This is a genomic window from Ereboglobus sp. PH5-10 (assembly GCF_029504735.1).
Classification (GTDB): domain Bacteria; phylum Verrucomicrobiota; class Verrucomicrobiia; order Opitutales; family Opitutaceae; genus Ereboglobus.
Window position 1 is genome coordinate 59846 of sequence record NZ_JAQFIP010000006.1, and the last position, 22266, is coordinate 82111.

15 protein-coding genes are annotated in these 22266 nt (G+C 61.2%); 11 read left to right on the forward strand and 4 right to left on the reverse strand.

Annotated elements, in window-relative coordinates; translation table 11 throughout:
• Positions 1-3 precede the first annotated feature (3 nt).
• The 4 genes from M2447_RS06730 to M2447_RS06745 all read left to right on the forward strand — a co-directional run bounded on the left by M2447_RS06730 (position 4) and on the right by M2447_RS06745 (position 5148).
• Positions 4-1503 carry a GldG family protein gene (locus tag M2447_RS06730; RefSeq protein ID WP_277510280.1) on the forward strand — a complete coding sequence of 500 codons (1500 nt, stop codon included), beginning with the start codon at positions 4-6 and terminating at the stop codon, positions 1501-1503.
• A 33-nt stretch (positions 1504-1536) separates the two neighbouring features.
• Positions 1537-3474, forward strand: a complete 1938-nt coding sequence (locus tag M2447_RS06735; protein WP_277510282.1) for a DUF4340 domain-containing protein — start codon at positions 1537-1539, stop codon at positions 3472-3474.
• A gap of 43 nt (positions 3475-3517) precedes the next feature.
• Positions 3518-3925, forward strand: coding sequence for a hypothetical protein (locus M2447_RS06740; RefSeq protein ID WP_277510284.1), 408 nt, complete (start codon positions 3518-3520; stop codon positions 3923-3925).
• 98 nt (positions 3926-4023) lie between these two features.
• Positions 4024-5148, forward strand: coding sequence for a metallophosphoesterase (locus M2447_RS06745; RefSeq protein WP_277557935.1), 1125 nt, complete (start codon positions 4024-4026; stop codon positions 5146-5148).
• A gap of 133 nt (positions 5149-5281) precedes the next feature.
• On the opposite strand, the gene M2447_RS06750 is transcribed toward M2447_RS06745, so the two are convergent.
• Positions 5282-6736: a hypothetical protein gene (locus M2447_RS06750; RefSeq protein WP_277510287.1), complete on the reverse strand. Its 1455-nt coding sequence runs from the start codon at positions 6734-6736 to the stop codon at positions 5282-5284.
• Positions 6737-6799: 63 nt separating this feature from the next.
• Positions 6800-8164, reverse strand: a complete 1365-nt coding sequence (locus M2447_RS06755) for a Gfo/Idh/MocA family oxidoreductase (protein WP_277510288.1) — start codon at positions 8162-8164, stop codon at positions 6800-6802.
• Between the two features lie 188 nt (positions 8165-8352).
• Between M2447_RS06755 and M2447_RS06760 the strand changes: the two genes are divergently transcribed.
• The 5 genes from M2447_RS06760 to M2447_RS06780 all read left to right on the forward strand — a co-directional run bounded on the left by M2447_RS06760 (position 8353) and on the right by M2447_RS06780 (position 13548).
• Entirely contained in the window at positions 8353-8814 is a 462-nt protein-coding gene (locus M2447_RS06760; RefSeq protein ID WP_277510289.1) for a DUF5069 domain-containing protein, read from the forward strand.
• Positions 8815-9015: 201 nt separating this feature from the next.
• Complete coding sequence (locus M2447_RS06765) at positions 9016-10008, forward strand: DUF362 domain-containing protein (protein ID WP_277510290.1); 993 nt, start codon at positions 9016-9018, stop codon at positions 10006-10008.
• A gap of 356 nt (positions 10009-10364) precedes the next feature.
• Positions 10365-12464 carry a TonB-dependent receptor gene (locus M2447_RS06770; protein WP_277510292.1) on the forward strand — a complete coding sequence of 700 codons (2100 nt, stop codon included), beginning with the start codon at positions 10365-10367 and terminating at the stop codon, positions 12462-12464.
• Positions 12465-12510: 46 nt separating this feature from the next.
• A complete protein-coding gene (locus tag M2447_RS06775) occupies positions 12511-12741 on the forward strand; it encodes a DUF3185 family protein (protein WP_277510293.1) in 231 nt (76 codons plus the stop codon).
• Positions 12742-13221: 480 nt separating this feature from the next.
• The gene (locus tag M2447_RS06780; RefSeq protein WP_277510295.1) at positions 13222-13548 is read left to right on the forward strand and encodes a hypothetical protein; all 327 of its coding nucleotides are present in this window, start codon (positions 13222-13224) and stop codon (positions 13546-13548) included.
• A 118-nt stretch (positions 13549-13666) separates the two neighbouring features.
• Here the strand turns inward: M2447_RS06780 and M2447_RS06785 are convergent, their stop codons facing one another.
• Positions 13667-14005, reverse strand: coding sequence for a metalloregulator ArsR/SmtB family transcription factor (locus M2447_RS06785; RefSeq protein ID WP_277510296.1), 339 nt, complete (start codon positions 14003-14005; stop codon positions 13667-13669).
• Between the two features lie 67 nt (positions 14006-14072).
• Between M2447_RS06785 and M2447_RS06790 the strand changes: the two genes are divergently transcribed.
• A complete protein-coding gene (locus M2447_RS06790) occupies positions 14073-16565 on the forward strand; it encodes an FAD-dependent oxidoreductase (RefSeq protein ID WP_277510297.1) in 2493 nt (830 codons plus the stop codon).
• 134 nt (positions 16566-16699) lie between these two features.
• Here M2447_RS06790 and M2447_RS06795 read toward each other — a convergent pair whose 3' ends face one another.
• Positions 16700-17869: an ATP-binding protein gene (locus tag M2447_RS06795; RefSeq protein WP_277510298.1), complete on the reverse strand. Its 1170-nt coding sequence runs from the start codon at positions 17867-17869 to the stop codon at positions 16700-16702.
• Positions 17870-18157: 288 nt separating this feature from the next.
• Between M2447_RS06795 and purL the strand changes: the two genes are divergently transcribed.
• A complete protein-coding gene (purL, locus tag M2447_RS06800) occupies positions 18158-22159 on the forward strand; it encodes a phosphoribosylformylglycinamidine synthase (protein ID WP_277557936.1) in 4002 nt (1333 codons plus the stop codon).
• Positions 22160-22266: the final 107 nt, after the last annotated feature.

The window sequence follows — 22266 nt, forward strand, 5'->3', positions numbered from 1 at the left end:
CCGATGAAATTCTTTGAAAGCTTTCGCGCCACGCGCTGGTTGCGCAGCACAAACCTGGTTCTTCAGGCGTTGCTGTTCGTGGCGTTTTTCGGCGGGCTGAACTACCTTGCGCTCCAATACTCGTGGCGCTTCGACATCACGCAGCTTCGCAAGCACACGCTTTCCGCCGAGACGCGCGCCTACCTTACGCAACTCGACCAGCCGATTCGCGTTGTTGTCACCCTGCCGAAAAGCGCCTCGCCCGACGACCACGAGGCGCCCGCCGACCTCGACCAGATCAACAACGACGTCGCCGGCCTTCTGCGCGAATACACTTACGCCCTCGAAACCAACGCCAAGGTGGATTTCCGCGTCGATTACATCGACGTTTACCAGCGCCCGCGCGAGGCCGAGCAACTCGGGCTCGAACCAAACGCCATTTACTTTTTCTCCGGCCAGCGGCCCAGAAAGGTCGGCGTCGACGCGCTCTATCGTTACAAAAACAACCAGCGCGTCGCCTTTCTCGGCGAGCAGGCGTTCACCGCCGCCATCCTCGGCGTTTCCAATCCCGAGCAGAAAAAAATCTATTTCCTTACCGGCCATGGCGAAATGGACCCCCACAGCGTGGATAACCAGCGCGGACTTTCAGAGATCCGCAACGCGCTCACCGCGCGCAACTACGCGCTCGACGCGCTCGACCTTTCACGCGCGCGCGCCATCCCCGACGATGCCGCGCTCATTATTTCCGTCGGCGCGCAATATTCATACGAAGCCCGCGAGCAGGAAATGCTCCGCCAATACATGGGCACCCGCGCCGGCCGCCTTATGCTTTTTACCGCGCCCGGCACCGATCCGACCGGCCTTGAGGACTTGCTCCGCGAGTGGGGCATCGTCGCCGACAACAACTGGATCTACGACCGTTCCACCTCCAGCCAGTCCGACATGAGCGGCGACCTCATCCTCACCACCGACACCCAGCATCCGATCACCCAGGCGCTCGCGGACAACAATCTCGCGCTCAAGTTCGGCGCAACCCGCTCGGTGCGGCCCGCGCCCTCGCGCGCGACTGATCCGAGCCTCTCCATCACGCCGCTCGTCCTCACCGCGCCCACGGCCTGGGGCGAGGTTTCCTACCGCACCATGCGCCGCGGTCGTGCGCCGCGTTATGATGTCGGCGCGGACCTGCCCGGCCCGCTCGCGGTCGTGACCGTTGCCGAGCGCGTCACCGCCAAGAGCGATTTGCCCTTCAGCATTCCCGTCGGACGGCTCGCCGTTTTCGGATGCTCCGATTTTATCGCCAACGGCCGCCTTGGCACCCGCGCCAATAGCACCGTCTTTTTCTCAACGCTCAATTGGATCACCGACAGCGACACGCAATTCAACATCCCCGCCCGGCCCATAGAAAGATTCCAGCTCGCCCTCAGCCGGGACCGGCTCTCACGCCTCCGCTACATCCTTCTTTTCGGCGCGCCCGGAGCGTTCGCCATCCTCGGCTTCATCGTCTATTGGACGCGACGGCGCTGATGCTGAATGCATAATGAACAATAAATTTTCTCCATGAGAACAAAGATCACCATAGTGCTGCTTTTGCTCAACGCCGCGCTTTTTTATTACATTTTCTACGTGCGCCAGCACGATATCGGCGACCGCGAAACCACCACCATTCTCGGCTCCGAGGCCTCGAATATCCAGGCCATCACGATAGAAGACCCCGACCAGCCTGGTTCGGCCATTCATCTCGTCCGGCAGGGTGACAACTGGACCATTTCCTCCCCCGTCGAATGGCCCGCCAACCCCTTCGCCGTTCGCCCCATCATCGCCGATCTGCAACGTCTTTATTCCATAACCAGCTTCACAGTTCAGGATCTCGTCAAAAGCGGGCAAACACTCGACGAATACGGCCTCGAAAAACCCAAACGCATCCTCACCTTCACCCCGGCCTCGCTTCCCGGGCTTCCCGTAAATCCCGTCACGCTCAAAATCGGCGCCCCCACCCAGGCCGGCAACCGCCTCTACATCCTCTCGCCCGACGGCCAGCGCGTTCACATCGTCATGCGCTCCCTTGCCGAAAGCCTCAACGTCAGGCTCGACACCCTGCGCGCCGACACGCTCTTCACAATCGATGTCTTTGAGGCGCGCTCGCTCAACATCGAGCCCGCCGCCGGCTCGCGCGTCCGCTTCCGTCGTGACAATGAGCGCTGGGCCCTCGAGGCGCCCATTCAGGCCCGCGCCAGCAAGACCGGCACCGAGATCACCATCAACGACCTGCGCGGGCTCCGCGTTGACCGCTTTCTCGACACGGCCGACACCGCCGCGCCCGCCCGCGACAGCCTCGCGCTTCCCGCCCTCCGCGTCACCGTCGAGGGCAACAACCGCTCCGAAACCCTGCTCATTGGCGACCGCCTTGAAAAGGCCCCGTCCGCCGCCTCAGGCGGAGAAGACACGGAGCCCGCCGCCGAATACTACGCCCAGCTCGACGGACGCAAAGCCTACTTCATCGTTCGCATTCCCGACATCCTCGTCAAAACCCTGCGCGACGCGCAGCAAGACCTTCGCGACCGCCACATCCTCGACTTCAACCGCGCCAACGTCACCTCCATCACGATCGCCGCCGCGCAACAAACCGAGGTTGTCCTCCAGCGACTCGAGGCCACCGGCAACCCCGAAAGCGCGCCCTGGCAAATCATCCGCCGCACCGACCACGGACCGCAAATCACGCCGGCGGATCACGACGCCGTTGTCAGGCTCCTCGACTCGCTCGCCGGCCTGAGGGTTCTCCAGGATGGCACCGAGGGAAAAGGTTTTGTCAACGACGCCCCCTCCGACGCCGAAAAGGAAAACTATGGCTTCACCATGCGACCCGCCCGCGAGATCACGCTCAACTTTGCCGCCGCGCCCGCCCTCACCCTCCAGGTCGGCTCGGGCGCGAGCACGGTCGCCGAGACGGCCGGCAACACCTACGCCCGCGTCACCAACCAAAACTACATCTACCGAGTTTCCCCCGACATCCTCGACGAGCTGCCCGCCAACCCGCTCGCCTATCGCGACCGCGTCATCCGCGAACTGCCCGCCGGCGCGCAAATCACCGCCCTCAAACTCACCGATCTCGCCAGGCGTGTTGTTGTCATGGACGCCGCGTTTCCCCTCGAACCCGGCACCGTTGGTCGCGAGGCCATCGAATCGCTCTCCGCGCAACTCCGCACCCTTCGCGCCAAACGGTTCACGTCCGACGATTTTGCGAACACCATTTACGTTGCGGGAGAGGAGCGCTCGTGGGCCTACCAGCTCGAAATGACCATCACCCTGAGCGGCGGCGCGGCGGCGCGCACCGACACGGACAGCCTGTTTGTCGCGGCCCGCTCCGGCGGCACGACCCAATACATCGGCTCGCCGCAATACCGTGTGATTTTTGAGGCCGAGCAATCCCTGATCGACGCCCTGCATACCATTACCTACGGCCCCCGCGACCCCGGTCCGCCTGAGCCGTCGAAATAACTCCCGACAACTCCAAAAAAGCCAATCAACACACATCCCAACAATGGAGCCCCACCCCCCTCAACTACCGCCGGCGCAGCCGCCAAATCAAAACGTTCTTCCACCACCCGCTCCCGCCCCGGCCAGCCGCCAGTCGCATTCCGGCCTGGGTATTGCGTCGTTCGTTCTCTCCATCATCAGCGGCATGGCGTTGTTTTGCGTGGTGCTCGCCGCCGGGGTCATTGAAAGCAGCACGCCCGGAGGCATGGATGAATCATCACCGCAGGCCATGGTTGTGGGCTTGTTTCTTTTTGCGTTCATGGGGCTGGCATTGCTGGCGGCGGGGCTTGGCGTTGGCGGATTGTGCCAGAAAAATCGCCGGAAAATCTTCGCGATTCTCGGTGTGGCCTTTTCCGGCGCCGCGATTGTGCTTGTGATGGGGCTGATGATTTTCGGACTGATGGCTGGATGAACCGGGGCGGATTGTTCCGCCCTGTTTTTTTGATCTTCACAATTTCGCCGGTTTTCCGAATAAACAAAACCGTGCCCAATCCCCGCAATCCCCGCGCCATGAACATAATGAAAAAAACATCGAAAGTCATATTCACCAAATCCCTCGCGTTTGCCGCCGGCATCGCACTCGCCCTGATTTGCGCCGTCGCGCCACTTCACGCGCAAAGACATGCCGACCCGCAAAAACTCGCGAACCCGGATTCGTTTTCAATGATCCTCCTCGGCGATCCGCAGGGTTACACAAAATACGACATCAACCAACCCATCTTTGAGCTCTGCACGGCGTGGATCAGCGACAACATCAGCCGCCTCAATATAAAAGCCGTGCTGTGCACCGGCGACCTCGTTGAGCAAAACGAGAACATCATCCTCAACCGGAAAATGCTCAACCAAACCAGCCGCGAAATGTGGCAGTCCGCCTCGCGCTCACTCGCGCGCCTCGATAACAAGGTTCCCTACATCGTCTCCTGTGGCAACCACGACTACGGTTACAGGTCCTCCGAGAATGGCATGACGCGCTTCCCCGAATATTTTCCCATCGAGCGCAACTCCACATGGCGCGACACCTGCGTCGCCGCCCTCCCGAACCGCAACGGCATCCCCTCGCTCGAAAACGCCGCCTTTGAGTTTTCCGATGAAAAATGGGGCAGGCTGCTGGTCATCACCTCCGAGTTTCACCCGCGAAACGAGGTGCTCGACTGGGCGAAAAAACTCGCCTCGTCCAAAAAATACGAAAACCACACGGTCATATTTATGACGCACAGTTTTCTCACCAACGGAAAAGACAGCCGCCGCATTGAAAAGGAGAAATACAAGCTCATCGACAACAATGGCGCCGACATTTGGGAAAAACTCATTCGCTCCACGCCCAACATCCGCCTCGTCATTTGCGGCCACACCGCCAACGGCAAGGGCAAGTTCGAGGACAACGTCTCCTATCGCGCCGACGCCAATGACGCCGGCAAAACCGTGCACCAAATGATGTTTAACGTGCAAACCCTCGGCGGCGGCTGGGAGGGCAACGGCGGCGACGGCTGGCTGCGCATCCTCGAATTTCTCCCCGACGGCAAGACCATCGCCGTGCGCACTTATTCGCCTCTGTTTGGAATCTCGCCGTCCACAAAACACCTCGCCCACCGCACCGAGCCGTTCGACCAGTTCGAAATGACAATCGAGCGCTGATCTGCGCGTGTGTTCGATGCGTTCAGTCGCTTGGTAGGGCGAACCCTCCGGGTGAGCCGGGAATTTTTCGACCCACCCGGAGAGTTCGCCCTACCAAAACAGCCACGTCATATCCATGGCCGCTGTTTTGGGTTTATTTCTTTTTCGGTTTTGCGTTGGCGAGCCGTTCGGTCGCGGCTTTCACGTCGTCGTTGGCGGCGTTTTTGCGAAGGTAATCCAGCGCCGCGGACTTCGTGCCGACGCGCTCCATCAATGTGACGAGCATTGTTTGCGCGAGCAGTCGCTCGTGGTCATCGTTGGCTGCCTTTGAAATCGAGACGAGCGCATCAACCGCGAGGGGGCTTTTCCAGGCCCCCAGCGTTTTGATGGCGTCGCTTCTCAGTTTTCCCGCGTGGGCGCGCGTGCACAGGGCGATGGCGTTTTCGCTGTCATGCAAGGGGGCGAAGCGCAGCCAGAAGGCTTTTGCGGGCGCGGCGGTTTGCGCGTAGGCGTTTTCCACCGCGGCGAACATCGCCGGCGTGAACACGGCTTGCGAGATGCGCATGAGCGCGCGCTGCATCGCGGTGCGCAGCGATGCGCTCGTTTCGACGGGAAGGCGGCGGGCGATTTCGCAGAAAACATATTCGTCGGCGAGGGATTCGCAGACTTTCAGCATGGCGCGTTTTTCGTCCGCGTTTGCCGAGTCGTAACCGGCGAGAAACTTGCGCCCGAAATGCGACAAATCCATCAGCGCGAGCGCGGATGCCGCCAGCTTTGACACGGACGAATCCCGAGAGCCGAGCGCGCCCGCCAGCGCGTCCGCGCGCGAGGGCAAGGGGGCTTGCGCCAGGTAAATCGCCATCTGTGCCGCCTGCTCCTTGTCGAGCATGGGGGCGAATGAAAGGAGGCGCGTGAGCGTTTGCGCGTCCTTCGTTTCTTTTGAAAAGGCGCATCCCAGCGCGAGCGCGAGTTCCGGCGTCGCGGGGTCTAGCGCCCACAAATTCATTTCATTTTTGCCGCGCGCCAGCAGCGCGTAAACCAGCCTCGGTTTCATTGGCTCGCTGAAGTTTTCAAACACCAGGTAGGCGGGCAGCGGTGTTTCCGGGTGGCTGCCCAGGTAATCAATCAGCAGCGCCTGGTCTTGCGCGGACGCCGGCAGCGCGGACGGGATGGAAAGCTGCTTTTCCGCGATAATCGAGGTGCCGCGTTTTGTGTGCGCGAGGGCTTCCGCCAGGCGCGAGCGCACCGATTCATCCTTTTCGGCGGCGATGATTTTTTCGAGCCGCTTCGCGCCGGCTTTTTGCATGCCGACGGCCTGGACCAGTTGCGCGAGCATCATTCGGTAGCGCGGAGTGCCCTTCCCTCCCGCAATCTCGTCGAGCAGCGCCTTCTCCATGCGCGCGCAAAAATCCTTGTCGTTGTTGTGATAATACACGGCAAAAACCAAATCGTTGATGGCCTTTGTTTCGGTTTCGCCGGAGCCAAAATCGCATTGCTGGAGCTGCCGCACTTGCGCCATGTCGGGGGCGGGATACAGCGGTTGCGACTGCGCATGGCAAACGCATGTGACCGCCAGCAATAGTATCAAGGGTGTGATGATTTTTTTCATAAAATATTATTACATTTAATTGTATTACAATTTTCGGGTGCTCGGGATCGGAAGCCGGGCTCCTTAGATCTTCGCCCATTCACCCCTGTTTTCGCGCCACAGGAAACGATTCGCCACCTCGTCGCCGACAAAGCTCCGCGTGCGCCAGTCCCATTCGAGGCTGCGTCCGAGCTGGTGCGCGATGTTGCCGATGAGGCACATGTTGCAACTCGACTGGCCGACCTCCGGCGGGCAGATCGTCGGGCGGCCCGTGAGCACCGCGTCGATGAAGTCGCGCCGATGGTCGTTGGACACTTGCACGGGATTGTTTCCGTCGCCGAAACGCACGTTGCGAAGCGACGGTTTGTTCACCCAAAACCGGCCGCCGCGCGCGCAGGATGCCGTGGCCTCGGTGCCCACGAACGTGACCATGGTCGCCTTGCCGGAATTGCGTTTCACCTCGTCGGGGCATCCGTAACGAACCTTCGTGCCGTTGGCGAATGTGTAGGAAATGTGCTTTGTGTCCGCCGGCATTTTCGGGTTCGGGCTTGGGAAAACCTCGACGTATTTCGGCCCCTTGCCATCGAGCCCGAGCCCCCAGAGCGCGATGTCGAAATGGTGCGCGCCCCAGTCGGCCTGCAAACCGTTGCCATACTCGATGTGCCAGCGCCACTCGCCCCAGGGATAACCGTAGGGTTTCGGCGGCGTGCCTCCCATCAAAGGAGGCAAAAAGTGCGACGTGTAAGGTCGCATGACCGCCGGCCCGACCCACATTTCCCAGTCCATGCCCGCGGGCAGTGGCTCCGCCGGCCAGTTGTAATCCGTCGGATACCAGCGCCCGAAATCGCACCACACCTCCTTGATGTCGCCGAGCATTCCCGTGCGGGCAAGCTGCACCGCCCGGCGGAATCCCGAATCGCTCCGCTGTTGCGAGCCCGTTTGGAAAACAACGCCGCTTGCGCGCACCGCGTCCACGACGCGCTGGCCTTCCTCGATCGTAAAGGTCATCGGCTTTTCGCAATAGATCGCCTTGCCCGCGCGCGCCGCGAGTATCGACATGATTGCGTGCCAGTGGTCGGGTGTCGCAATAACCACCGCGTCGATCGTGGGGTTCGCGAGGAGCGCCCGGAAATCCTTGTAACCCGCCACGCTGATTTTTTCCCCGTATGCCTGCTCATATTTCGAGGCGATGTTTTTCTTTTCGTAGGCAATGCGCTCGTCGTCGACATCGCAAACGGCGGTGATCCGGCAGCGCTCGTCGTTGACGAAGGACCTTATGTGCGAGGACGCCATCCGCCCCAATCCAATGACGCCCACATTGACCAGCGAGTTGCGCGAGGATGCCCGTGCGAGCACGGCTCGCGGAAGCAACAGGGCTCCGCCCGCGGCCACCGCCGCTTGTTTTAGAAAATCACGGCGTGTCGCCAGTGTGTGTCGGGGAGTTTTCATAGGATAATTGGCTCTGGGTTAAAATTGCGCGCACGCAATTCGAGGGTTTTAGGCAAGCCATGGATGGCATTATTTTCATGAGCGGAGTCAATTGTGAAGACGAACCGGGGCAAAACGCGTTCGCCTTTCAACGCCGCCCCGCAAAATAAAAGTGGAAGCATTCGCCCCGGGTGCTTTTATTTCGCGCCATGCCATCGAAACCCATTCCCGGATCGACTGGTGAAGTGCTCACTTGCCTGCCTTCGCCCTACATTCCCCATGCCGCAACCGGGCTGCTTTACCTGCCGCGCTTCATCGCCAAGTGCAAATACGTGAAAACCCACGGCGCCCTGCCCGCCAGCTACGCGAAAAACTACAAGCGCGGGCTCGACCGTTTTCTCTGCCTCCATCTCGGCGTGGATCCGTCCGCGGTCGAGGAAATCGTGCACACCTCGACCGGCGACGCCGAAATTGACCGACGCTTGCTCGAACTTTTCCCAAGGGACACCCGCGCCGCAAAATGGAACCGCGACCTTGTGCAAAAAGGCATGACCGACGCCGGGCGGGATTTTTTGCGCGACGCGCTCACCGCAATGGGCTGCGCCGACCGTGCCGGCGAAATCAAAAGCGTGCCCGACTTGATCGATTTCGACGAAGGCCGGATCGAATAATTCGCAGTCTTCATATGTAGGGGCGTCGCTTGCGACGCCCGGTTTGATCCAAAAATTCGAGCAAGATCGCGACATTCGCAGCAAGATCGCGGGCGAAATAATCACGCGGCGTGATATTATCCGGCGTTCGTGAACATGCGGGCGCGCCAGTGCTCCGCGCGCGCGGCAATGTCGCGCCTCAAAATATAAACCGATAATATAATGAAAAAGGATAAACTGATTTTAATGGCCGCCTTGGTTTCCGCTTCGCTTCTTTTCTCCGCCTGCTCCGAAAACTCCGGCACGGTTAACAAGACCGCCGCCAAACCCGCCGGGAAAAGCGAGAAGGCGAGGGTTTATTATACATCGGAAATCAGCTCGCAAAGTTTGATAGCAATATACAAGGCGCTCGGTCGCGAGGCCAGGGGCAATGTGGCGGTCAAGCTGAGCATGGGCGAACCCGGGGGAAACAATTACCTCAAGCCCGCGCTTGTCGGGGATTTTGTCCGGCTTGTGAACGGCACGTTTATCGACGCGAACACCGCTTACGGGGGACGCCGCTCCACCACGGAGCAACACTTGCAAACCGCCCGGGATCACGGTTTCGCGGCAATCGCCCCGGTGGATATTCTCGACGCCGAGGGCGAAATCGACCTGCCCGTGGTCGGCGGCAAACACTTGAAGCGCGATGTCGTGGGCTCGCATTTTACGAAATATGATTTTGTCGTTAACCTGTCGCACTTCAAGGGCCACGCGATGGGCGGGTTTGGCGGCGCGCTCAAAAACATGTCGATCGGCATTGCTTCCGTGTCGGGCAAGTGCCTCATCCACACGGCGGGCGCGAGCAGCACGAACGCGTTTGAGAAGGTCGAGCAAAACCATTTTCTCGAATCGATGGCCGAGGCGGCCAAGGCCATCGCCGACCATTGCGGCGAAAATATTATTTATATAAGCGTGATGAACAATCTCTCCGTCGATTGCGACTGTGACGCCAGTCCGGAGGACCCCAAGATGGGCGACATCGGCATCCTCGCCTCGCTCGACCCGGTGGCGCTCGACAAGGCGTGCGTCGACCTCGTGTATGCGTCCAAGGATCACGGGAAAATACACCTAATCGAGCGCATGGAATCGCGCAACGGCATCCGCATTGTCGAGCACGCCGAGCAAATCGGCATGGGCACGACCAATTACGAACTCGTAAACTTGAGCCGGTAAGGATTCGCCGAAACGAACTACGCCTGCGTCCGGGAGCGCGGGCATCTTGCCCGCCGGTTTGAAGGCCTGTGCGGCGCGGCGCGCCGTCTTGCGGGCAGTATGCCCGCGTTCCCGGGTGCAAGGTGCGCCCCTGCAAGATGAAACGCGTTGACAAGCATGCTGAACTCCCGAAACAGGAGCGCGATTTTTTCTTGGCGCCAATCTATGCTGGCAATCCCGGCGCGGATTTCGCGTCCCATTTGTTTTTATATTAATATTTAATAATATTCTTCATGATTAATTATATTACGACAACCCTGTGTCGTTCCTTTCAGTGTCTGCGCAGATTTATTATTATATTTTCCGCAATAACACTAATGGCGGGCGCCGGTTTTGCGCAGCAGCGCGCGGATGATATTGTCACATTGCCCGGGGTTTCGGTTGACGCGGCGCGGCTGCCGGTGGCGCGGGCGTTGCGGGAGACGAGACAGGTTCCCGGCGGCGCGGGCGTGGTGGACGCGGCGGCGTTGCGCGGCGGGCGGCTCAACAGCCCCGCCGACCTTTTCTCGCTTCAACCGGGCGTGCTCGTGATGACGGCATTTGGCGGGATCGATCATCCGCGCCTGAGCATTCGCGGCGCGAGCATCCAGCGCGGCGGCGATCCGAGCGCGGGGCGCGGCATTTTGTTTTTGCAGGACGGGTTTCCGGTGAACTTCAGCGACGGCAGCTACGATTTTGTCGAGTTTCTCGATCCGGCGGGCATTGATCACGCCACGATTTTGCGCGGTGGAAACGCGCTCACGCTCGGCGCGACCGCGCTCGGCGGCGCCGTCGATCTGGTGTCGCCCGCGGGACGCGATGCGTCGGGCGGCTTGGTGCGCGGCGAGGCCGGCGGGCATGGTTATGCGCGCGGGCAGCTCTCGCTTTCGGGTGACGGAAAGGGGAGGGATTTTCATTTCGACGCCACGGGGTTCGCGCTCGACGGCTGGCGCGAATACAGCAGGCAGGAGGCGTCGCGCGCGCGGCTCAATTTCGGCATCGACCTCGGGCGCGGCTGGAGCAATCGCGTTTTTCTTTCCGCGATGCACAGTCGCGTGGAGGTGACCGGCGTGCAGACGCTCGCGCAGATCGACGCGGGCGACACCGCGGCGCTGCCCATCGCCATCATGGCGCAGATCGGGCGCGATTCGTCGCAATACCGTTTCGGCGACCGCGTCACCGGGCCGCTCGCCGGCGGCACGCTCTCGGCGGGCGCGGGCGTCGCGTATGTGGATTTCACTTTTGCGCAGGGCGGCAATGTCACGCGTTCGCGCAACACCGATGCCAGCCTCGACGCGAAGTGGACGCGGCGCGGCGAAGTTTTCGGCGGGCTCGCAAACACGCTCACACTCGGCGCGCGCGCGCAAATCGGCCGCCGCGACCAGCAGGTGTTTCTCAACGGCAGCGGTGTCGCCCCGAACCTCGGCGGCGTGCGCGGACTCATGCATTCCGACAACCGCCTGACCGCGGAAAACGGCACGCTCTGGATCGACAACCACCTCGGGCTCGGACGCGGTTTCACGCTCGTCGCCACGGCGGCGGTCACGCGCGCCAACCGCATCAACGAGGACCGCTTCACGGCGATTCGCGCCGGGCGGCCCGACAGCTCCGGCAGCGTTGGCACGGCAGCGTTTTTGCCGCGCCTCGCGCTGGTTTACGAATGCAAGGATGTGCAGTTTTTTGCCAACATCACGCGCGGATTCGAACCGCTCACATGGGACGCGTTGCTGACGACCCGCGGCGGCACGGGCTCGGGCGAGGCGCTCATCAACGGCTCCGATCCTCGCCGCGCCGTCGCCACCTCCCACTCGCCGCAACGCGCGATCACGGTCGAGGCGGGCATGCGCGCGCGCACGCGCCGCGTCGCGTGGGAGCTCACGGCGTATCGCTCGTGGGTGAGCAAGGAACTGCTCCTGCTCGCGACCGACGCATCCGGCGTGGCGACCCGTTTTGGCAACGCCGACCGCACCATCCACCAGGGCGTGGAGGCTGCCGCGGGCGTTGACCTGTTGCAAACCGCGGCGCATTCGCTCATCGCGCGCGCCAGCTACACATGGAGCGATTTTTATTTCGACGGCGATCCCGTCTGGCGCAACAACACCCTGCCCGTGATTCCGCCGCACTTCGCGCAATTCGCGCTGCGCTATCACCACGCGCGCGGCTGGTATGGCGGCGCGACGCTCACCTGGCAGCCGCGCGGAGGCTGGGCCGATTACGCGAACACATTGCGCGCCCCCGGTTACGCGACCCTCGACTTGCGCGCGGGCTACGCGCCGGCCAAGGGCATCGGATTTTTCCTCGATCTGCGCAATGTGCTCGGCCGCCGCCACGTCACCGGCATCAACGCCGGCGCGGGCAATCTCGGCGGCATGGATGCCGCGCGCTTTTTCCCCGGCGAGCCGCGCACCCTCTACGGCGGGGCGGAATTCCGCTGGTAAAAGCGGCGTTGTGTGCTTTATTGCGGGCACACAACCCGAAGAATCCATGAAATACATCATCGCAATCGTTCTCATCGCAATCGGCGGCTGGCTTATTTATTCCGGCTATCAAAAACAGGAATCGCTCAGCGGCTCGTGGAATTCAGTGAGCAGCAAAGTCGCAAGCAGCGTGGACGGCAAAACACGCGTCACCAATTACACCTGGTATTACATCGGCGGCGGCGCGCTGGTCGTCGTTGGCCTGGGCTCGCTCGCGCTTGGGCGGAAGAAGGGGTGAGGGCATTTATACTGTAACCCTATACTCCGTCGTTGACATTCAATACTGCAGCGCGAGCCTAAACGCCGTTTTCACACATACAATTCAAAACCATTTTGACCTGATATTATCGGCTGTTTGATAAAAGATTCTCCTTCAATCCATAACTCACAAAAAGAAAACAACCTATGCCTGACTATGTAAACACATTCATCACGCCCAGTTATATCGAGGAAATTATTACTAAGAAAGAAACCGGAAAGGTAGTTGGCACAATTCGAATTAAACCATCCGGACTTCTTTGGAAGCCTGCTGGTGCTCGCAGCTATTACAGTGTATCTCTTGATACATTTACAACGTGGATTACTTCAAGTGCTACAGCTGCAGCTAAAGTTAAAAGTTAAAAAGAGCCTAATCAGTAACCAAAAACAATGTGGATGAACGATTTAACATATCAACTCCATTGACTCTGCGCGGCTCATCTTTGAGCCGCCCCAGAAGATGTCCAAGAGCATTCACACTACCCGGCGCATAGTTAGTAAAGTTCGACGATTTAGTCTTGGATCGGCGGAATATAAAGATGCGGCACTTGAACCGTTATACGACGAACTCACAGAGAAGCGATATTTGAAGCGTAATGAGAAGCGTCGGCGTGCGGTCAACAAGGCTGGCGTGCCGATTTATGTTCATTCGCACATCCCGCGTCATGAAGATTCAAACCGTCCGTATGTCGCAATCACGCCGGTGACTGCGGAGGAGTGTGGTCGCGCACTTTCCGATATAAAAGAAATCCGCATTGATACCAATGCCCTTTCAAAAGGAGATTGATTGACAGCAAGTCCCTCGTAGGGGCGCACCTTGCGTGCGCCCTGGTATGCGAAAGACTGTGTGCGCATGAATGATAACGCGAGGGCGCACGCAAGGTGCGCCCCTACGAGCCCGCGGCTCATCCGTTGAGCGCGCGGGCTTCCTCGGCAAGGTCGCGCTCCATTTTGGCGCAGACGAGGCCGCATAGCTGGTCCACCACTGAATCCGCCAGCTCGTAATTCACAAATACCCCGGCGCGCGATTTTTTGACCAGGCGCGCCCCGTGCAGCACCGTCAGGTGCTTCGACACGTTCGCCTGGCTCAGGCCCGTCACCTCGACGAGCTCGCCCACCGACAGGGATCCCTCCTGCAACGCCTGCAGGAGCCGCAGCCGGGACGGCTCGGACAGGGTCGCAAACAACATCGACGCCCTCTGGAGCTGGGGCTCGGAGAGTTTCTTATTTGACTTTTTTTTCACGGACATGGCCCTTGACATATTACTGATTAGTTATATCGTTATAAGTGAAATTGTTTTTTAATCAACCATGAACTCCAGTCAAACACAACCATCATCACGTCTTCGCGTTCTCATCGTCGGCGGTGTCGCGGCGGGTGCCTCCGCGGCGGCCCGCGCGCGCCGTCTTTCCGAGGGCGCGCACATTACCATCATCGAGCGCGGTCCCGATGTTTCCTTTGCCAACTGCGGCCTGCCATACCACATCGGCGGCGAAATCGCAGATCGCTCGCGGCTCGCCCTTCACACGCCCGAAAGCCTCGCGGAGCTTCTTAATGTGGAGGTGCGCACCAGGACGGAGGCCGTCGCCATCGACGCCCGGGGCAGGACGCTTGCCTTGCGCAATCTCGATACGGGCGCGGAGGAGACGCTTTCCTATGACAAGCTGGTGCTGGCGCCCGGCGCCGCCCCGTTGCGTCCTCCGCTGCCCGGCATAGATCTTCCGGCAATCCATACGCTGCGTTCCTTGCAGGACATGGACCGCATCAAGGCGGCGGCGGCCTCCGCCCGGTCGGTCCTGATTGTGGGGGGCGGTTTTATCGGACTGGAAATGGCGGAGCAGTTGCGCCACCTCGAAAAACAGGTGACACTCGTCGAGACCAACGATCAGGTGCTCCCCCAGGTCGATGCCGAAATCGCCGGGCCGATCGCCTCCACGCTTCGCGCGCATGATGTCGAGCTGGTTCTTGGCGATGCCGCCGAGTCGTTTGCACCGGGGAAACCACCGGCGGGCGACGCGGTTGTCACGCGGCTGAAATCGGGCCGGGAAATCACGGCGGACATGGTGATCCTTTCAATCGGGGTGAAACCCGAAAACGCCCTTGCTTCCGCGGCCGGTCTCGAGCTCGGGGCGCGCGGGGCGATAAAGGTCAACCAGTGGATGCAAACCAGCGATTCGGACATCTATGCGGCGGGCGACGTGGTCGAGGGCGCGGATCGCATTTTTGGCGGTGCGATGCACCTCGCGCTCGGCGGGCCCGCGAATCGCCAGGGGCGGGTCATTGCCGACCATATTTTCCTCGGGCCTGAGAAGGCGCATCCTTATCCCGGGCACATCGGAACCGCCATTGTGCGCGTTTTTGACATGGCCGCCGGGGTCACTGGCTGGACGGAAAAACGTCTGCGCCAGGCGGGCACGGCCTTTGAGTCCACGATTGTCACGGATCATCAACACGCCGGCTACTATCCCGGCGCCACGCCGCTCACGATCAAGCTCCTCTGGTCGCCGTCGGACGGGCGGCTTCTCGGCGCGCAGGCATTCGGCGCAGATGGCGTGGACAAACGCCTTGATGTTCTCGCCACGGCCCTGGCCGGGCGCATGTCCATCGATGAGCTCGCCCAGTTGGAGCTGGCCTACGCGCCGCCCTTTGGCAGCGCCCGCGATGTTGTGAACACGGCCGCGTTCACCGCGCAAAACCAGCGCGACGGCCTTGTCAAAATTGTCCCGAAAATCACCGCCGACCGGCATTTGATCGACGTGCGGCCGCAAGCCGTCGCATCAATCGATCCGCTGCCCGACTCGACCAACATCCCTTTTTCGGACCTGCGCTCCCGCCTCGGCGAATTGGATGCGGGGAAAAAATACGCCGTCACTTGCAGCTTGGGAAAAACCAGCTACTTCGCCGCGCGAATCCTCATGCAGCACGGTTTTGACGTGGTCAGCGTGGCCGGCGGCCTGAAGATGTCCCGGCCCGTCGAGTCCGAAAAAACGCAGCCGCAACCCGCAACCGCCGCGCCGGTTTCGAAAGACGAATTGTTTCCCGAGGACGCGCGGATTGTCGAATCGCTGGATTGCACGGGCATGAGTTGTCCCGGCCCGTTGCTGCAACTCAAGTCCCGGATGGAAACGCTCGCCTCCGGCGCGGAGTTGCATGTGACGGCCTCCGATCCGGGATTCGCGCACGATGTCCGCGCGTTTTGCCGTTCCGCCAATCACGAGCTGCTCGGGGTGAGCAGCGGGAAGGGCGTCATTTCCGCGCGCATTCGCAAAACCGCCGGCGCCTCCATTTCCGCGCCCGCGACATCCTCGCCACAGGCGACCGCGCGCCGCAAGGGAGCCACGGTCGTTGTGTTTTCCGGGGAAATGGACAAAGTCATGGCCTCGCTGGTCATCGCAAACGGCGCCGCGGCGCTCGGCGGCAAAGTCACGATGTTTTTCACCTTCTGGGGGTTGAACGCATTGCGTCGCGAACGCCCCGTGCAAGTCCCGGGGAAAAAGTCGCTGCTCGACCGGATGTTTTCGTGGATGCTGCCGAGAGGCCTGTCGCGACTGCCCCTGTCCAAAATGAACTTCGGCGGCGCGGGCCGGGCCATGATGAAACACCAGATGGCCGGCAAAAACCTGCCAAATCTCGCCGGTTTGCTGGGCTCGGCCAAAATGTCGGGCGTGCGATTTGTGGCCTGCACCATGTCGATGGAGGCGATGGGAATACAACCCGAGGAGTTGATTGACGGAGTCGAGTTTGGCGGAGTCGCCGACTATCTCGATTCCGCCGAACTCTCCGGCACCAACCTCTTCGCGTAAAAGCAAGCAGCCGTGTGGGGGCGCACCTCGCGTGCGCCCTGGTGCGCGAAAGACGGGGCGCGCATGTATGCACAAAACGGGCGAACACAAGGGCGCACGCAAAGTGCGCCCCCACGATTCAGCTCGGATTGCCATCACTCACCGAGCACGAACGGCTGATAATTATCACGATTAATCACAGTATAGTTGGCGTTGGGATAATTGGTTGAAAAGGCGCCGGGTATTTTCGTGCGAGCGTCGCCCCATTTGAATTCGTAAGCGCGCAGGACGGACGCAGGCACGGCGGCTGTTGAACCGGCTCCACCGAGCTCTTCAATCAGGTCGATTTCCTGCCCGTCGTAGGTGCGCCAAAAGTAGTGCGCTTTGTTTTGGAAGAGATAGGCGTTTTGTTTGCGCCGTTCGGAAATGAGGTAGCTTTCCCAAAGCTGCCCGACGTCGTTGCGAAGAGCGAGCGGGCTCAGATTGCCGATGATCGCGTTGCGGATGCCGTTATCATAAAAATACCACTTCGACGTCTTGCGGATTTCCTTGCGCAAGTTGCGCGAAAAGGCGCCGAGGCGGTAAATGACAAAAACCTGGGTGAGCAAATCGAGATATTTTTCGACGGTGTTTCGGCTTAGGCCGAGTTGCGTGCCGAGTTCGTCGTAGGAGACTTCAGCACCGGTTTGAAAGGCGACAAGGCGCAGGAGATCACGCATTTTCGATGCGTTTTTGATGCCGTCGATTGAGAGAATGTCTTTTAGCAAATAAGCGTTAACGATATCGGCCAGATAGGCTTTTTTTTCGCCGGCGTCCGTCATGCCAACGATTTCGGGATAGGAGCCATGGACAAGGCGGTCTTCGAGGTGCTGGCGTGTTTCGAGGGTGTTTTCGGCGGGCGAGAGCTCGGCCTGGCTGAAAGGGAACAAGTGGAACGCGGTGCTGCGCCCGACGAGAGGCTCGCCCGCATGGTGCAGAAGGTCGAAGGATGAGGAGCCGCTTGCGATGACTTTGACGCCTTTGATTTCGTCGAGGATGAGTTTTAGTTTTTGCCCAATGCCGGGAATGCTTTGGGCCTCGTCGATGACGAGCAAATCGATGCCGCTGAGGAGCCGAGCGTAATTGGCGGCGGTGCGTTGTTCAAGCAAGGCGTGGGTGTCGAGGTCGTCTCCATTGAGGGAGAGCGTTTTGCCGTCAAAGTTTTCGAGGATGCTCCGAAGCAAGACCGTTTTTCCAACGCGGCGCGCGCCAAACAGCAACGCGGCTTTGTTCGGACGCAGGCTTTTGCGGATTTTATCCTCAAGGAGACGTGGTATGATTTGCATTGCTGCGCAAGATTGGGAGTTTGGAGCTTTGAAGGATTTACTAGTAAATTTTTCAATGCAATGAAGAAATTAGCATTAAATCTTTCATTTAATTGACAAAAACGCTGATTTTGAGCGATCAGACAAAACGGTGCGGGCGCCAGATTCATGAGTGAGGCGTTTACGCAGTCTGATTAAACCGTGTCTTCCGCGTTGAATCCATATCTCAAATTTTGCGGCGCTCATTTTTCCCTATCGACAAACACCGGTCATGCGTGTTTTAGGAACCCCTTCCCTTCTTTCCACACCATGCTCATCCATCACGGCTCCTCCGCTCTCTCCGAATTTCGCCTCGCCAAACTCCGGCAGGACCTGGCCGACGCCGGCGTGCCGGTCGCCCGCATCTCCGCGCAATTCATCCACATCGCCGAACTTGCCGACCCCGCCGCAAAATCCCTCTCCGCCGACGAGCAAGCCGTTTTCGAAAAAATCCTCACCTACGGACCCGCGGACTCCGGCAGTTCCGCAACCCGCAATCCCCAATCCGCACACTACATCGTCACCCCGCGTCCCGGCACCATTTCGCCATGGTCGTCCAAGGCCACCGGCATCGCGCACATTTGCGGACTCGCCGCCATCAAGCGCATCGAACGCGTCATCGCCTACACCTTCGAATTCGCGCCCGGCACGCCGGACACATTCCGCATTCCGCAATCCGCGTTCCGCATTTTCTCGGATCGCATGACGCAGGCCGTCTTTGAAAAACTCGACGACCTCACCGCGCTTTTCTCGCACGAAGCCCCCCGCCCGCTCACGACCATTCCCGTCCTCGCGCAAGGCCGCGCCGCGCTCGTCGAGGCCAACCAAACCCTCGGCCTCGCGCTCGCCGAGGACGAAATCGACTACCTCGTCAACGCCTTCACCGGCCTCAAGCGCGACCCCAACGACATCGAGCTCATGATGTTTGCGCAGGCCAACTCCGAGCACTGCCGCCACAAAATCTTCAACGCCACTTGGGACATCGACGGCCAGCCGCAAGACCGCTCGCTGTTCCAGATGATCAAGAACACCTACCAACTCCACAGCGACGGCATCCTCTCCGCCTACAAGGACAACTCCGCCGTCATCGAGGGCACCCGCGCCGCCCGTTTCTTCCGCGACCCCGCCACCGGCGAATACATCACGCGCGAGGAGGACATCCACATCATGTGCAAGGCCGAGACGCACAACCATCCCACGGCCATCTCGCCGTTCCCCGGCGCGTCGACCGCCGCCGGCGGCGAAATCCGTGACGAAGGCGCCACGGGCCGCGGCGCCCGCCCCAAGGCCGGACTCACCGGCATCAGCGTATCCAATCTTCAAATACCCGGCGCGCTCCAGCCCTGGGAAAAGGACAACGGCAAACCCGGCCGCATCGTCAGCGCGCTCGACGTCACAATCGACGGCCCGCTCGGCGCCGCCGCGTTCAACAACGAATTCGGCCGCCCAAGCATCAACGGCTATTTCCGCACATTCGAGCAAGCCGTCCCCGCCGCCAAACCCGCCTCTCCTGACTCCTCTCTCCTGACTCCTGACTCCTCCACCGCAGCGGAGCTGCGCGGCTACCACAAACCCATCATGCTCGGCGGCGGCCTCGGCAACATCCGTCCGGCGCACATCAAGAAAGGCGTGATCAACCCCGGCGACCACATCGTCGTCATCGGCGGCCCCGCGATGCTCATCGGTCTCGGCGGCGGCGCGGCCAGCTCGATGGCCGGCGGAAGCGGCAGCGACGACCTCGATTTTGCCAGCGTCCAGCGCGACAACGCCGAAATGCAATGCCGCTGCCAGGAAGTCATCGACCACTGCTGGGCGCTCGGCGACGACAACCCGATCGCCTTCATCCACGACGTCGGCGCGGGCGGCGTGAGCAACGCCATCCCCGAGCTCGTCAACGACGGCGGCCGCGGCGGCCGCGTCAACCTGCGCGCCCTCCCCAACGACGAACCGGGCATGTCGCCCCTCGAAATCTGGTGCAACGAATCGCAGGAACGCTACGTGCTCGCCATCCCCGCCGCGCGCATCGAAACCTTCAAGGCCCTCTGCGCCCGCGAACGCTGCCCCTACGCCATCGTCGGCGCCGTCACCGAGGAAAAACAACTCGTCATCGAGGACCCGTATTTCAAAAACACACCCATCGACCTGCCCCTCGAAGTCCTCCTCGGCAAACCCCCGCGCATGCACCGCAGCGAAAAAACGCTCGTCCGCCCGCAGCGCCCGCTCGACCTCGGCGGCACCACGCTCGCCGAAGCCGCGCGCCGCATCCTCGCGCACCCCGCCGTCGCCGACAAAACCTTCCTCATCACCATCGGCGACCGCAGCGTCACCGGCCTCATCTCGCGCGACCAGTTGGTCGGCCCCTGGCAGGTGCCCGTCGCCGATTGCGGCGTGACCGCCACCGCATTCGACACCTTCGCCGGCGAAGCCATGGCCATGGGCGAGCGCACACCCGTCGCCGTCAACAACGCCCCCGCCTCCGCGCGCCTCGCCGTCGGCGAAGCGCTCACCAACCTCGCCGCCGCCAGCATCCCCGACCTCGGCCGCGTCAACCTCTCCGCCAATTGGATGGCCGCGCCCGCGCACTCCGGCGACGCCGCCGACCTCTACGCCGCCGTGCGCGCCGTCGGCATGGAACTCTGCCCCGCGCTCGGCATCACCATCCCCGTCGGCAAGGACTCCCTGAGCATGGCCACCGCGTGGACGGAAAAAGACGCCGCCACCGGCAAGGAAACACGCAAGAGCGTCATCTCCCCCATCTCGCTCATCGTCTCCGCCTTCGCGCCCGTTGCCGACATCCGCAAAACACTCACCCCGCAACTCGCCACCACCGGGGAAGCCGGCGACGACACCACGCTCCTGCTCATCGACCTCGGTCGCGGCAAAAACCGCCTCGGCGGCAGCATCCTCGCGCAAACCCTCTCGCAAATGGGCGAGTCCACGCCCGACGTGGACAACCCCGCCGACCTGAAAAACTTCTGGAACGCGATCCAGCAACTCAACGCGCAGGACAAAATCCTCGCCTACCACGACCGCAGCGACGGCGGCCTCTTCGCCACCGTCACCGAAATGGCCTTTGCCGGAAACACCGGCGTGGACCTCGCGATCCCCGGCGGCGCGACAACGCCCTCCGACCTCTTCGCGCAATATTTCTCCGAGGAACTCGGCGCCGTCATCCAAATCCGCACCGCGGATTTCGACGACGTCCACAGCGTCCTCCTCGAGCACGGACTCGAAGACTGCACCCGCGCGATCGGACGGCCCAACAACGACAAAACCCTCCGCATCCTCGACGATGTTGGCGGCAAGGAAATCTACGCGGAAAAAATCCACGCCCTCCGCGCCATCTGGAGCGACACCACCCGCCAGATCTCCGCCCTCCGCGACAACCCCGCCTGCGCCGAGTCCGAATACCAACTCAAACTCGACCCCGCCAACCCCGGCATCACGCCGAAAGTCACATTTGATTACACGACCGTCAGCGCCACAAAATCCCGTCCCCGCATCGCCATCCTCCGCGAGCAAGGTGTGAACGGCCACGTCGAAACCGCCGCCGCCTTCACCCGCGCGGGCTTTTCGGCAATCGACGTCCACATGACCGACATCCTCAGCGGACGCGTCAGCCTGCGCGATTTCCGCGGCCTCGCGGCATGCGGCGGCTTCAGCTTTGGCGACGTGCTCGGCGCCGGCGAAGGCTGGGCCAAGAGCATCCTCTTCAACGCCCGCGCCCGCGACGAGTTCTCCGCCTTCTTCGCGCGCCCCGACACCTTTGCCTTTGGCGTGTGCAACGGCTGCCAGATGATGAGCAACCTCCACAGCATCATCCCCGGCGCGGAAAACTGGCCGCGTTTCGTGAAAAACAAATCCGAAAGCTACGAAGCGCGCCTCGTTTCCCTCCTCATTGAAAAATCCCCGAGCATCCTGCTCGCCGGCATGGAAGGCTCGGTCCTCCCGGTCGCCGTTTCGCACGGCGAAGGCTACGCCGAGTTCCCGAGCGCGGCCGCGGCCGACGCGTTCAGCGCGAGCAGCCTCGTCGCCGCGCGCTATGTGGACAACCACCACCGCGCGACGGAGCAATACCCGCTCAACCCGAACGGCAGCCCGCACGGCATCAACGCGCTGACAACGCGCGACGGCCGCGTCACGATCCTCATGCCGCACCCCGAGCGCGTGCACCGCACCGTGCAAATGAGCTGGCACCCGAAATCCTGGCTCAAGCACGACGACTCCCCCTGGATGCGCCTTTTCCGCAACGCCCGCACATGGGTTGGTTGATGCGAGAACTCGACATGAACCGACTTGAGTCGACCTAAATCGATACAAGTCGATTCATGTCGGGTCGACTTCGCGCCGCCTATTCCGCCCGCAAATGCTTCGGCGCG